Here is a 12,583-nt window from a genome sequence, read left to right as displayed (position 1 = left end):
GCGGTCATGATGCTAGTTGATCATCTTGCGCATGGTCACGGCGGCGACGCTTGCGAGGACTCGCCCCCGCGAAGAAGGCTGCCCCCATAATTTCTGAACAACCCCAGAGTCGCGCATTGCCCAAGACTGACACCCGCTCCAGCTCCAGCTCCCGTGCAGCCAAGCCGGAAGCCAAGAAAGCCGCAAGGCCGCTTTTCAGCCGCGTTCGCGAGATCCTCGATGCAGCGCGCGCCCGCGTGGTCCGCACTGTCAACACCACGCAGGTGGCGGCCAACTGGCTCATAGGGCGCGAGATCGTCGAGGAGGAGCAGCGAGGTCGGCGTCGGGCGGGCTACGGCGCCAAGCTGCTCGCCGATCTGTCGACACGCCTGACGGCCGAGTTCGGCCGCGGCTATTCCGCCGACAACCTCGAAGCGTTCAGGCAGTTCTACCTGGACTATCCGCAGTTGATTTCCGAGACGCCGTCTCGGAAATCGGCCGCGGCGGCGGCACTGCCTCCTCAGACCATTTCCGAGACGGCGTCTCGGAAATCCGGTGACCCGGGGGGCTGGCATCCTGGGACGCTGCATCCGTCTCTCTCGTGGAGTCATTACCGCCAGCTCCTGCGCGCAGCGCGCCCGGAGGCGCGAGCCTTCTACGAGATCGAAGCCATCCGCAGCGCGTGGTCGGTGCGCGAACTGCAACGCCAGATGGCCAGCCTGCTGTACGACCGCCTGGCCAAGAGCAAGGACAAGAAGGGCCTGTTGCGCCTGGCGACGCACGGCCAGGAGGTGATGCAGCCTCTCGATGTCCTGAAGGACCCGGTGGTGATCGAATTCCTGGACTTGCCCGAATCGCCGAAGCTGGTCGAGTCGAGGCTGGAGCAGGCGCTCATCGAGAACCTGCAGAACTTCCTGCTCGAGCTGGGCAAGGGCTTTGCATTCGTGTCGCGCCAGGAGCGCATCACCATCGACGGCGACCACTTCTACATCGACCTGGTCTTCTATCACACGGTGCTCAAGTGCTACGTGCTCATCGATCTCAAGGTCGGCAAGCTCACGCATGGCGACCTCGGCCAGATCCAGTTCTATGTGAACTACTACGACCGCGAGCGTCGCACCGAAGGCGACAACCCGACGCTGGGAGTCATCCTTTGTCCGGACAAGAACGACGCTGTGGTGAAGTACACCCTGGGCGAGCAGCAGGAGCGCAACATCTTCACCAGCCGCTATCAGCTGCACCTGCCGACCGAGAAGGAGCTGGAACGCGAACTGCGCCGCGAACTCCGCCAGCTGTCGATGGACGACGTGCCGCTCAAGGCGGCTGCCAGGAAGACCAGGCCGCGCGCATGAAAAAACGGCACCCGAAGGTGCCGTTCTGGTGATGGAGCCTCGCCCCCAGCGGGCCGATCAGGCCTCGCCCTTCACCTTCAGGCGCCATGCATGCAGCAGCGGCTCCGTGTACCCGCTCGGCTGCTCGATGCCCTTGAACACCAGGTCCTGCGCCGCCTTGTAGGCCGCCGAGGTGTCGAAGTGGCCGGCCATCGGCTGGTACAGCGGGTCGCCGGCGTTCTGCTCGTCGACCACCTTGGCCATGCGCTGGAAGGTCTCATCGACCTGAGCCTTGGTGACCACGCCGTGCAGCAGCCAGTTGGCGATGTGCTGGCTGGAGATGCGCAGCGTGGCGCGGTCTTCCATCAGGCCGACGTTGTGGATGTCGGGCACCTTGGAGCAGCCCACGCCCTGGTCGATCCAGCGCACCACGTAGCCGAGGATGCCCTGCACGTTGTTGTCGATCTCCTGCTGGCGCTCTTCGGCGGTCCACCTGGCTTCGGCGGCGATCGGCACCTGCAGCAGCGCGTTGAGGATGTTGTCGCGCTCGGCGTCGGCGTCGATCTTCTCCAGCTCCTGCTGCACCGCGGTCACGTTGACCTGGTGGTAGTGCAGCGCGTGCAGCGTGGCGGCGGTGGGCGAGGGCACCCAGGCGGTGTTGGCGCCGGCCTTGGGGTGGCCGATCTTCTGCTCGAGCATGGCGGCCATCAGGTCGGGCATGGCCCACATGCCCTTGCCGATCTGGGCCTTGCCGCGCAGGCCGCTGGACAGGCCGACGAGCACGTTGTTCTTCTCGTAGGCGCCGATCCACGCGCTCGACTTCATGTCGCCCTTGCGGATCATCGGGCCGCCCTGCATGGCGGTGTGCATCTCGTCGCCGGTGCGGTCGAGGAAGCCGGTGTTGATGAAGGCCACGCGCGCGGCGGCCTCGGCGATGCAGGCCTTCAGGTTCACGCTGGTGCGTCGCTCCTCGTCCATGATGCCCAGCTTGACGGTGTTGGCGGGCAGGCCCAGCAGCTGCTCGACGCGGCCGAACAGTTCGTTGGCGAAGGCCACTTCGGCGGGGCCGTGCATCTTCGGCTTGACGATGTAGATGCTGCCGGTGCGCGAGTTGCCCTTGCGCTTCAGGTCGATGGTGGCGATGGTGGTGGTGACCACGGCATCGAGGATGCCTTCCGGAATCTCCTTGCCGCCTTCGTACAGCACGGCCGGGTTGGTCATCAGGTGGCCCACGTTGCGCAGGAACATGAGCGAGCGTCCGTGCAGCTTCAGGGGCTTGCCGTCGGCGCCGGTGTATTCGCGGTCGGGGTTCAGGCCGCGCGTGAAGGTCTTGTCGCCCTTGGTGACTTCCTCGGTCAGCGTGCCTTCGACGATGCCCAGCCAGTTCGAGTACGCGACCACCTTGTCGGCCGCGTCGACCACGGCCACCGAGTCTTCCAGGTCGAGGATGGTCGAGAGCGCGGCCTCGAGCACCAGGTCGCTCACGCCGGCGGCGTCGCTCTTGCCGATGGGCGTGGAGCGGTCGATGCGGATATCGAGGTGGATGCCGTTGTGCTTGAGCAGCACCGACGACGGTGCGGCGGCGTCGCCCTGGTAGCCGACGAACTGGGACGGGTCGGCCAGCCCGGTGCTGCTGCTCTGCAGCGCGACGACCAGCTTGCCGTCCTTCACGCTGTAGCCGGTGGCGTTCTTGTGCGAGCCGTTGACCAGCGGCGCGGCCTGGTCGAGCACGTTGCGCGCGAACTCGATGACCTTGGCGCCGCGCACCGGGTTGTAGCCCTTGCCCTTCTCGGCGCCGCCGGTCTCGGGAATGGCGTCGGTGCCGTAGAGCGCGTCGTACAGCGAACCCCAGCGGGCGTTGGCCGCGTTCAGCGCATAGCGCGCGTTGAGGATGGGCACCACCAGCTGCGGGCCGGCCTGCAGGGCGAGTTCGGAGTCGACGTTCGCGGTCGTGGCCTTCACGCCCTTGGGCTGGGGCAGCAGGTAGCCGATCTTCTCGAGGAATGCGCGGTACGCCGGCATGTCGGCGATGGGGCCGGGGTTCTTCTTGTGCCAGGCGTCGAGCTCTGCCTGCAGGCGGTCGCGTTCGGCGAGCAGGGCGATGTTCTTCGGCGCGAGGTCGTGGACGATGGCGTCGAAGCCCTTCCAGAAGACGTCGCTGGCCACGCCGCTGGCGGGGAGGACCTTGTCCTCGATGAAGCGATGGAGCTCGGTCGCGACCTGGAGGCCGTGGGCGTTGGTGCGGGCGGTCATGTGGGTTTCTCCTTGAGAAAGATGCAATCCTGGGATGAACTTTATTCGATACTTTGCTGGCGAGTAAGAGCCTGAATCGGGATTTATCCGTGACAAAAATAGAGGTAATCGACGGGCGGCCCCAAGGAGTGCAAAGGGTAGGCACTGATAAGAAGGCCGAAGCTGCCGGATATATTTAACTTCTTAAATAAATCCGCGATTTCAGCGCCCAGCTTCCATGATCCTCCTGGCCTCCAACGAAAACCCCCTGGGCATGCCCGAGTCGGCCCGCCGCGCCGCGGCCGAAGCGCTCGCGGGCGCCGGCAACTACCCCGACAGCAACGGCACGGCGCTGAAGAACGCGCTGGCCGCCCGGCTCGACGTGCCGGCCGACTGGATCACGCTGGGCAGCGGTTCGAGCGAGATCCTGGAACTCGCGGCGCAGGTGAGCCTGAAGCCGGGCGAGGGCGTCGTCTATTCGCAGTACGGTTTCATCGTCTACGCGCAGGCCGCGGCGCATGCCCATGCGCACGCAACTGTCGTGCCGTCGCGCGACTTCGGCCACGACCTCGACGCGATGCGCGCGGCCATCGGCGAGGACACGAAGCTGGTGTTCGTCGCCAACCCCAACAACCCGACCGGCACCTTCATCGACGCCGCGCCGCTGCTGGCCTTCCTGCAGTCGGTGCCCGCGCACGTGACGGTGCTGCTCGACGAGGCCTACACCGAATACCTCGCGCCCGCGCAGCGCTACGACAGCATCGAATGGGTGCGGCGCCTGCCCAACCTGATCGTGGCGCGCACCTTCTCCAAGGCCTTCGGGCTGGCGGGGCTGCGCATCGGCTACGGCGTGTCGCAGCCGGGGCTCACGGCGCGCATGAACGCGCAGCGCCCGCGCTTCAACGTAACGACGCCGGCCCAGGCCGCCGCAGTGGCCGCGCTGGGCGACGCGGATTTCCTCACGCGCACCTACGAGCTCAACACGGCCGGGCGCGACCAGCTCGCCGCCGGCTTCGAGGCGCTGGACCTCGAATACGTGCCCTCGTCCGGCAACTTCCTGATGGTGCGTGTCGGCGATGCGCAGGCGGTGCATGCGCGCCTGCTGGCCGCCGGCATCGAGGTCTCGCTGCTCGGACCGTACGGCCTGCCCGAGTGGCTGCGCGTCAGCATCGGGCTGCCCGAGCAGAACCGCGCGGTGCTGGCCGCGCTGCGCTGACCGGTCGCCTGCTCAGACCTGCCCGCTGAGCTCCTTCGCTGCCGCACGCACCGGCTCGATGTAGCCCTCGTCGTAGCGGTGCGTGGGCATGGTGAGCGTGACCGCGGCCGCGAGGCTGCCGTCGGCATGGAGCACCGGCGCCGAGATGCCGGCCAGCTCGGCGGTGCGGTCGCCCACCAGCGCGCACCAGCCCTGCGCGCGGATGGTGTCGTAGAGCTTGCGCTCCTTCGCGCCGCGCGGCAGCTCGTCCTGCGGGCCGAAGGCGATCAGCACCCGCGCGCCCGCGCCGCGGTCGTTGGGCAGCAGGTCGCCGGCGCGCACGTGGTCGCGCACCACATGCGACGAATCGACGCGGAACTGGCAAAGCCGCACCCAGCTGTCGCCCTGCGGCTGCCGCACGTGGTACGCCGCGCTCTCGCCGGTGGCCGCGACCAGCGCGCGCAGCACCGGCAGCACGATGCGGTCGAGCGACTGCGAGGCCGTGTAGAGGCCGTGCAGCCGCGCGATCTCCATGCCCAGCGCATAGCGGCCGTCGTCCTGCCGGCGGATCAGCCGCGCATGCTCCAGCGAGGCCAGCAGCCGCAGCACGGTGCTCTTGTAGAGCTGCGTGCGCTCGGCGAACTGCGCGAGCGACAGCGCCTCGTCGCCCGGCCGGAAGGCCGACAGCAGGCTCAGCGCGCGGTCGACCGCGGCCGCGCCGCCGGGCGCGGCATTGAGGTCGGAGACGGACTCGGTCTGGGCTTTGCGGGGCATGGCAGGAAGGCGCAGGGAATGGCTCGGCTTGACAGTCGGGGCGGATCGACGGTCTAATTCTGTTTAACGGAATATAGTTCTGTAAGACAGAACAGTCAAGCCCAAGGAGACGAAATCGATGACAACCCCCGACGTCCTCATCAGCGAGGTCGGCCCGCGCGACGGCCTGCAGTCGGTCAAGGCCACCATGCCCACGGCCGACAAGCTGCGCTGGATCGACGCGCTCTACGCGGCCGGCGTGCGCGAGATCGAGGTCGCCTCCTTCGTGCCCGCCAAGCTGCTGCCGCAGATGGCAGACGCCGCCGAGGTGGTGCGCCACGCCGTGACGCTGCCGGGCCTGGTGGTGATGGCGCTGGTGCCCAACCGCAAGGGCGCGCAGGCCGCGCTCGAGGCCGGCGTGCACAAGCTGACCATGCCGGTGTCGGCCAGCGTGGCGCATTCGCTGGCCAACGTGCGCAAGACGCCCACCGAGATGGTCGATGAGGTGCGCGCCATCTCCGAGCTGCGCCGCGAGATCGCGCCGCAGGTGAAGCTGGAGGCCGGCATCTCCACCGCCTTCGGATGCACGCTGCAGGGCCTGGTGCCCGAGGACGACGTGATCCGCCTGGCCGCGCAGTGCATCGAGGCGGGCGCCGACGAATCGGGCCTGTCCGACACCGTGGGCTACGCCAACCCCGCGCAGGTGCGCCGCCTGTTCAGGCGGCTGCGCGCGGAGATCGGAAGCCACGCCGGTGCGGCCCACATGCACAACACGCGCGGCCTCGGCATCGCCAACTGCCTGGCGGCCTGGGAGGAGGGCGTGCGCACCTTCGACGCTTCGCTGGGCGGTCTCGGCGGCTGCCCCTACGCGCCGGGCGCCTCGGGCAATGCGGTCACCGAAGACCTTGTCTTCATGTTCGAGGCCATGGGCGTGCGCACCGGCATCGACATCCAGAAACTCATCGCGGCGCGCGCGCCGCTCATGGCCGGCCTGCCCGGCGAGCCGGTCTACGGCATGACCCCGGAAGCCGGATTGCCCAAGGGCTTCGTCCAGGAACACAACGCACAACATGTCTGAAGCCAACCCCCTGCCGTACGCCGGCGTCCGCGTCGTCGAGTTCACCCACATGGTCATGGGCCCGACCTGCGGCCTGCTGCTGGCCGACCTGGGCGCCGAGGTCATCAAGGTCGAGCCCATCGAGGGCGACAACACCCGCCGCCTGCTGGGTTCGGGTTCGGGCTTCTTCCCGACCTTCAACCGCAACAAAAAGAGCATCGCGCTCGACCTGAAGCAGCCCGAGGGCGTGGAGGCCGCGCTGCGGCTCATCGCCACCGCCGACATCGTCAGCGAGAACTTCAAGCCCGGCACCATGAAGAAGCTGGGGCTCGACTACGACACGCTGGCCAAGCTCAACCCGCGCCTCATCTACGTGAGCCACAAGGGCTTCCTGCCCGGCCCCTACGACCACCGCACCGCGCTCGACGAGGTGGTGCAGATGATGGGAGGCCTGGCCTACATGACCGGCCGCTCGGGCGACCCGCTGCGCGCGGGCACCAGCGTGAACGACATCATGGGCGGCATGTTCGGCGCCATCGGCGCGATGGCCGCGCTGCGCCAGCGCGACATCACCGGCAAGGGCTGCGAGGTGCAGTCGGCGCTGTTCGAGAACAACGTGTTCCTGGTCGCGCAGCACATGATGCAGTTCGCCGCCACCGGCAAGGCGGCCGACCCGATGCCCAGCCGCATCTCGGCCTGGGCGGTGTACGACGTCTTCACCGTGAAGGACGGCGAGCAGATCTTCCTGGCTGCCGTGAGCGACAAGCAGTGGGCCATCTTCTGCAAGGCCTTCGGCCTGGACGAGATGCTGGCCGACCCGCGCCTGAAGACCAACAACGACCGCGTGCTGGCGCGCGAATGGATGATGCCCATCCTGCGCTCGCACCTCGCGAACCACAGCGCCGCGGAGCTCGCCGCGGTGTTCGAGAAGAACGAGCTGCCCTTCGCGCCCATCACCCGGCCGCAGGAGCTGTTCGACGATCCGCACCTCAACGCCACCGGCGGCCTCGCGCCGGTGCGCATGAACGACGGCAGCATGGCCAACGTGCCGCTGATGCCGTTCACGCTCGACGGCGAACGCCCGGGCATCCGGCTGCAGCCGCCGCGCATCGGCGAGCACGGCTATGAGCTGCTGAAGGAAGTGGGCTACAGCGACGAGGACATCGCTGCGCTCCAGGCAAGACACATCACACTCGGAGACTGACCTCATGTTTTTCAATGCACGGCGCGCCTTGCTGGCGTGCGCCGCAGCCGCCGCATGGCTGAACGCCGCCCCCGCCCTTGCGGACACCGCCTGGCCCGACAAGCCGGTGCGGCTCATCGTTCCCTACACGCCCGGCGGCGCCACCGACATCGTGGCGCGGCTGGTCGCGCAGAAGCTCGCCGACGACACCAAGTGGACCTTCATCGTCGACAACCGCGCGGGCGGCAACGGCAACATCGGCATGGACGTGGTGGCCAAGGCCAAGCCCGACGGCTACACCATCGGCCTGGGCCAGACGGCCAACCTCGCGATCAACCCGACGCTGTTTCCCAAGATGCCCTACGACGCATTGAAGGACCTGGTGCCGGTGTCGGTCGTGGCCTCGCAGCCCGTGGTGCTGGTGGTTCGCGCCGACGCGCCGTTCAAGACGCTGGCCGACCTGGTTTCCGCCGCCAAGGCCCGGCCGGGCGAGATCCGGCAGGCGCTCGCTGGCACCGGCACGCTGGGCCACATGGCCGGCGAGGTGCTGGCCAAGCGCGCGGGCTTCAAGGTGCTCAACGTGCCGTACAAGGGCGCGGCTCCTGCCATCACCGACCTGCTCGGCGGCCAGACCGACTACATGTTCGCCACGCCGCAGGGCGCGCTCTCGATGGTGAAGGGCGGGCGCCTGCGCGCGCTGGCCGTCACCTCGGCCAAGCGCCTGCCGGTGATGCCCGACGTGCCCACCGTGGCCGAGAGCTACAAGGGCTTCGAGGCGGTGGACTGGAAGGCGCTCGTCGCCCCGGCCGGCACCAGCGCCGACATCGTGAAGAAGCTCAGCGCCGCCGTCGACAAGGCGCTGGCCAAGCCCGCGACCATCTCGCAGCTGCTGGCCGAGGGCAGCACGCCCGTGGGCGGCACGCCGGAGCAGGCGGCGCAGTACATCAAGGCCGAGCATGCGCGCTGGGGTGCGGCAGTCCGCGAGGCGGGCGTCCGGCCGGAATAGGCAGGCGCTCTCCGGGTGGCGGGCGATATAGTTCCCGCCCCATGGACCGCCTGAAGCAACTCGAATCCTTCGTCTCGGTCGCGACGCGCGGCAGCCTCACGGCCGCGGCCAAGGCCGAGGGCGTGGCGCCCGCGATCATGGGTCGCCGGCTCGATGCGCTGGAGGAGCGCCTGGGCGTCAAGCTGCTGGTGCGCACCACGCGCCGCATCACGCTCACGAACGAAGGCAGCTCCTTCCTCGAAGACTGCCAGCGCCTGCTGGCCGAGTTCGCCAATGCCGAGGCCAGCGTGAGCGCCGGCGGCCTCAAGGCCAGCGGCCACCTGCGCGTGACGGCGCCCGCGGGCTTCGGCCGCCGCCACGTCGCGCCGCTGGTGCCGCGCTTCCATGCGCTGCATCCCGAGGTGACGATCTCGCTGAACCTCAGCGACCGCGTGGTCGACGTCACCGGCGAGAGCTTCGACTGCGCGGTGCGCGTGGGCGACCTGCCCGATTCGTCGCTGGTGAGCGTGCGGCTCGCCGACAACCGCCGCCGCTGCGTCGCCACGCCGGAGTTCGTGCGCCGCCACGGCAAGCCGAAGCATCCGGGCGAGCTCTCGCGCTTCGCCTGCCTCACGCTGTCGAGCGACGCCTCGCAGACGCGCGGCTGGGCCTTCCGCGTCGTCAACGAGGAGGGCAACCAGGAACTGATCCACCTGCGTCCCAGCGGCCCGCTCGACTGCTCCGACGGCCAGGTGCTGCACGACTGGTGCCTCGCCGGCCACGGCATCGCGTGGCGCAGCACCTGGGAGGTCGAGGCCGAGATCGATGCCGGCCTGCTCGTGCCGCTGCTGGAGGAATTCGCGGCGCCGCCCAACGGCATCTACGCGGTGTTCGCGGGCGCCAAGCACATGCCGCTGCGGGTGCGGCTGTGGCTTGATTTCCTCAAGGAGCAGTACGGCAACCCGGATTTCTGGGGCGGAAGGGCCTGAGTTCAGCCAACGGCTGCACAATCTGTTCACATTTGAAATCCGGCTGATACGCCCCCCACGCTGACAGCCGCCGAGGTCCTTCGCGGAACAACGGGGAACCGGCTTCGCCGGGCCTCGGGTGTCGCCCCCGGATGGGGGTGGCGAAGCGACACGAAGTGCGCGCAGCCTTGGGGGCGAGCCATCCTGAAAGCTCCACCGATGACCCTGGAAGCCATCCTTGCGTACCTTCACCTGCTCGCCATCCTCACGATGGTCGTCTTCATCTCCAGCGAGGCCGCGCTGTGCCGCGTGCAGTGGCTCAACGCGGCGGTGGTCGAGCGGCTGGCCAAGGTCGACATGGTCTACGGCATTGCGGCCATCGCGGTGCTGGCCACCGGCATCGCGCGCACCTGGTGGGGCGTGAAGGGCACGGCCTGGTACTGGACCAACCCGCTGCTGCACGTGAAGCTGGGGCTCTTCATCATCGTGGGCGTGCTGTCGATCTTCCCGACGCTCACGTACTTCCGCTGGCGCAAGACGCTGCGCGCCACCGGCAAGCTGCCGCCCGAGGCCGAGATCGTCAAGACGCGCAAGCTGGTGATGGTCCAGGCGCACCTGATCGCGCTGATCCCGCTGGTGGCGGTGTTCCTGGCGCGCGGCTTCGGCAAGTAGCCCGGGATCGGCCGCGCAAAGCAAAAGGCCCGCTTTCGCGGGCCTTCCTTCATGGCTTTGCAGCCAGCGCGGTGCCGATCAGGCCTTCGCCGCGTCGGCGGTGCACTTCTTGACGAAGCTGTTCTTGGCGGCGCCGGCCAGCGGCTTGCCGTTCTTGTCCACGGCCTTGGCTTCGCAGGAGGGAGCGGCGGCGGCCTTGGCTTCCTTCTCGCACTTCTTGATGGAGCTGGCCTTGGCGGCACCGGCGAGGGCCTTGCCATTCTTGTCCACGGCCTTGGCTTCGCAGCTTGCGCCGGCGGCGGGGGCTGCTGCCGCGGGTGCGGCGGCCGGCGCGGCGGCCTTGTCTTGAGCCTGTGCTGCACCGAAGGAAAGGCAGGCACCGAGTGCAAGCAGGGAAAGGAGCTTCTTCATGGTGATGTGTCCTCGCTAGGTTGAGTTGTGACAGGTTCCCCGCCTCGGGGCCGACCATCGTAACGGCGCAAGTCAACGATCGGATGACCATCGTCAACTGATCCCGGGTTTGCCCCCGGTAAAATTTCAGGATGCTATTGGTCAAACAGGAGCTGCTCGCGGCGCTCGCGAACACGCTCGAATCCCTCTCGCCCGGCGCCGGCCCCAAGGCCGCGTTCGAGTCGCCCAAGATGGCCGCGCACGGCGATTTCGCCTGCACGGCAGCCATGCAGCTCGCCAAGCCGCTGGGGCGCAAGCCCCGCGACCTGGGCGAGGAGCTGCGCGCCGCACTGCTCGCGACCCCCGCGTTCGCCCAGTGGGTCGACGCCATCGAGATCGCCGGGCCCGGCTTCCTCAACATCCGCCTGAAGACGGCTGCCAAGCAGCAGATCGTGCGCGAGGTGCTGTCGGCCGGGAATACTTTCGGCCAACAGCCGGCCACCGGCGAGAAGGTGCTGGTGGAGTTCGTCTCGGCCAACCCGACCGGCCCGCTGCACGTGGGCCATGGCCGCCAGGCGGCGCTGGGTGATGCCATCTGCAACCTGCGCGCCTCGCAGGGCGAGAGCGTCTGGCGCGAGTACTACTACAACGACGCCGGCGTGCAGATCCAGACCCTGGCCAACAGCACGCAGCTGCGCGCGCGCGGCTTCAAGCCGGGCGACCCCGAGTGGCCCAGCGGCGAGAAGGCGGCTGCATACAACGGCGACTACATCGCCGACATCGCGGCCGACTTCAAGGCGAAGAAGACCGTCAAGTCGGAAGACCGCGAAGTCACCGCCAGCGGCGACATCGAGGACATCGACGCCATCCGCGAGTTCGCCGTGGCCTACCTGCGCCGCGAGCAGGACCTGGACCTGCAGGCCTTCCGTGTGCGTTTCGACCAGTACTACCTCGAGTCCAGCCTCTACACCAGCGGCCGCGTCGAGGACGCCGTGCGCAAGCTCGTGGCCGCCGGCAAGACCTACGAGCAGGACGGCGCGCTGTGGCTGAAGTCGACCGACTACGGCGACGACAAGGACCGCGTGATGAAGAAGCAGGACGGCACGTACACCTACTTCGTGCCCGACGTCGCCTATCACATCGCCAAGTGGGAGCGCGGCTTCCACAAGGTCATCAACATCCAGGGCACCGACCACCACGGCACCATCGCCCGCGTGCGCGCCGGCCTGCAGGCCGTGGGCGAAGGCATCCCCGAGGGCTACCCCGACTACGTGCTGCACACCATGGTGCGCGTGATGAAGGGCGGCGAGGAGGTCAAGATCAGCAAGCGCGCCGGCAGCTACGTCACGCTGCGCGACCTGATCGAGTGGACCAGCACCGACGCGGTGCGGTTCTTCCTGCTGAGCCGCAAGCCCGACACCGAGTACACCTTCGACGTCGACCTCGCGGTGACGAAGAACAACGACAACCCGGTCTACTACGTGCAGTACGCCCATGCGCGCATCTGCTCGGTGCTGGCCGGCTGGGGCGGCGACGCAACATCGCTGAAGGACGTCGACCTGTCGCCGCTGGAAAGCCCGGCCGCCCAGGCGCTGATGCTGCTGCTGGCCAAGTACCCGGCCATGCTGACGGCCGCCTCGAAGGACTTCGCCCCGCACGACGTGACCTTCTACCTGCGCGAACTGGCCGCCAGCTACCACAGCTACTACGACGCCGAACGCATCCTGGTCGACGACGAGAAGGTGAAGCTGGCCCGCCTGGCGCTGGTCGCCGCGACCGCGCAGGTGCTGCACAATGGCCTCGCGATTCTCGGCGTCAGTGCACCGAGCAAGATGTGA

General features: G+C 68.2%; 10 protein-coding genes and 1 pseudogene. 8 read left to right on the top strand and 3 right to left on the bottom strand.

The genetic code is table 11. From position 1 onward, the window contains the following. The first annotated feature begins 116 nt into the window (after positions 1–116). Positions 117–1,331 carry a PDDEXK nuclease domain-containing protein gene (locus ACTJLF_RS14970; protein WP_440883348.1) on the top strand — a complete coding sequence of 405 codons (1,215 nt, stop codon included), beginning with the start codon at positions 117–119 and terminating at the stop codon, positions 1,329–1,331. A gap of 57 nt (positions 1,332–1,388) precedes the next feature. Here ACTJLF_RS14970 and ACTJLF_RS14965 read toward each other — a convergent pair whose 3' ends face one another. Continuing rightward, positions 1,389–3,563, bottom strand: coding sequence for a malate synthase G (locus tag ACTJLF_RS14965; RefSeq protein ID WP_019655616.1), 2,175 nt, complete (start codon positions 3,561–3,563; stop codon positions 1,389–1,391). A gap of 211 nt (positions 3,564–3,774) precedes the next feature. Between ACTJLF_RS14965 and hisC the strand changes: the two are divergent. Further along, positions 3,775–4,758, top strand: a pseudogene (gene hisC, locus ACTJLF_RS14960) (histidinol-phosphate transaminase); the annotation flags it as partial. Between the two features lie 12 nt (positions 4,759–4,770). Here the strand turns inward: hisC and ACTJLF_RS14955 are convergent. After that, positions 4,771–5,511, bottom strand: coding sequence for an IclR family transcriptional regulator (locus ACTJLF_RS14955; protein WP_126183979.1), 741 nt, complete (start codon positions 5,509–5,511; stop codon positions 4,771–4,773). A gap of 118 nt (positions 5,512–5,629) precedes the next feature. Between ACTJLF_RS14955 and ACTJLF_RS14950 the strand changes: the two genes are divergently transcribed. The 5 genes from ACTJLF_RS14950 (at position 5,630) to ACTJLF_RS14930 (ending at position 10,355) form a co-directional block, all read left to right on the top strand. After that, a complete protein-coding gene (locus ACTJLF_RS14950; RefSeq protein ID WP_126183978.1) occupies positions 5,630–6,568 on the top strand; it encodes a hydroxymethylglutaryl-CoA lyase in 939 nt (312 codons plus the stop codon). Further along, on the top strand, positions 6,561–7,751 hold the full coding sequence (locus ACTJLF_RS14945) for a CaiB/BaiF CoA transferase family protein (RefSeq protein WP_440883347.1): 1,191 nt from the start codon (positions 6,561–6,563) through the stop codon (positions 7,749–7,751). Before ACTJLF_RS14950 ends, ACTJLF_RS14945 begins: the two co-directional genes overlap by 8 nt. A gap of 4 nt (positions 7,752–7,755) precedes the next feature. Continuing rightward, complete coding sequence (locus ACTJLF_RS14940; protein ID WP_019655621.1) at positions 7,756–8,736, top strand: Bug family tripartite tricarboxylate transporter substrate binding protein; 981 nt, start codon at positions 7,756–7,758, stop codon at positions 8,734–8,736. Between the two features lie 41 nt (positions 8,737–8,777). Further along, complete coding sequence (locus tag ACTJLF_RS14935; RefSeq protein WP_019655622.1) at positions 8,778–9,704, top strand: LysR family transcriptional regulator; 927 nt, start codon at positions 8,778–8,780, stop codon at positions 9,702–9,704. Between the two features lie 198 nt (positions 9,705–9,902). Next, complete coding sequence (locus ACTJLF_RS14930) at positions 9,903–10,355, top strand: DUF2214 family protein (protein WP_019655623.1); 453 nt, start codon at positions 9,903–9,905, stop codon at positions 10,353–10,355. 78 nt (positions 10,356–10,433) lie between these two features. Here ACTJLF_RS14930 and ACTJLF_RS14925 read toward each other — a convergent pair whose 3' ends face one another. After that, positions 10,434–10,766, bottom strand: a complete 333-nt coding sequence (locus tag ACTJLF_RS14925; protein ID WP_019655624.1) for a hypothetical protein — start codon at positions 10,764–10,766, stop codon at positions 10,434–10,436. A 131-nt stretch (positions 10,767–10,897) separates the two neighbouring features. Between ACTJLF_RS14925 and argS the strand changes: the two genes are divergently transcribed. Beyond that, complete coding sequence (gene argS, locus ACTJLF_RS14920; RefSeq protein ID WP_145760164.1) at positions 10,898–12,583, top strand: arginine--tRNA ligase; 1,686 nt, start codon at positions 10,898–10,900, stop codon at positions 12,581–12,583.

It is taken from the genome of Variovorax sp. 22077 (genome assembly GCF_052044195.1).
Taxonomy (GTDB): domain Bacteria; phylum Pseudomonadota; class Gammaproteobacteria; order Burkholderiales; family Burkholderiaceae_C; genus Variovorax; species Variovorax atrisoli.
Note: the sequence above shows the minus strand (reverse complement) of the source record. Positions and strands in the feature narration are given on the sequence as shown.

Coding starts and splice junctions, on each gene's coding strand:
- ACTJLF_RS14965 (WP_019655616.1), bottom strand. CDS start 3,563: ATGACCGCCCGCACCAACGCCCACGGCCTCCAGGTCGCGACCGAGCTC.
- ACTJLF_RS14955 (WP_126183979.1), bottom strand. CDS start 5,511: ATGCCCCGCAAAGCCCAGACCGAGTCCGTCTCCGACCTCAATGCCGCG.
- ACTJLF_RS14950 (WP_126183978.1), top strand. CDS start 5,630: ATGACAACCCCCGACGTCCTCATCAGCGAGGTCGGCCCGCGCGACGGC.
- ACTJLF_RS14945 (WP_440883347.1), top strand. CDS start 6,561: ATGTCTGAAGCCAACCCCCTGCCGTACGCCGGCGTCCGCGTCGTCGAG.
- ACTJLF_RS14940 (WP_019655621.1), top strand. CDS start 7,756: ATGTTTTTCAATGCACGGCGCGCCTTGCTGGCGTGCGCCGCAGCCGCC.
- ACTJLF_RS14935 (WP_019655622.1), top strand. CDS start 8,778: ATGGACCGCCTGAAGCAACTCGAATCCTTCGTCTCGGTCGCGACGCGC.
- ACTJLF_RS14930 (WP_019655623.1), top strand. CDS start 9,903: ATGACCCTGGAAGCCATCCTTGCGTACCTTCACCTGCTCGCCATCCTC.
- ACTJLF_RS14925 (WP_019655624.1), bottom strand. CDS start 10,766: ATGAAGAAGCTCCTTTCCCTGCTTGCACTCGGTGCCTGCCTTTCCTTC.
- argS (WP_145760164.1), top strand. CDS start 10,898: ATGCTATTGGTCAAACAGGAGCTGCTCGCGGCGCTCGCGAACACGCTC.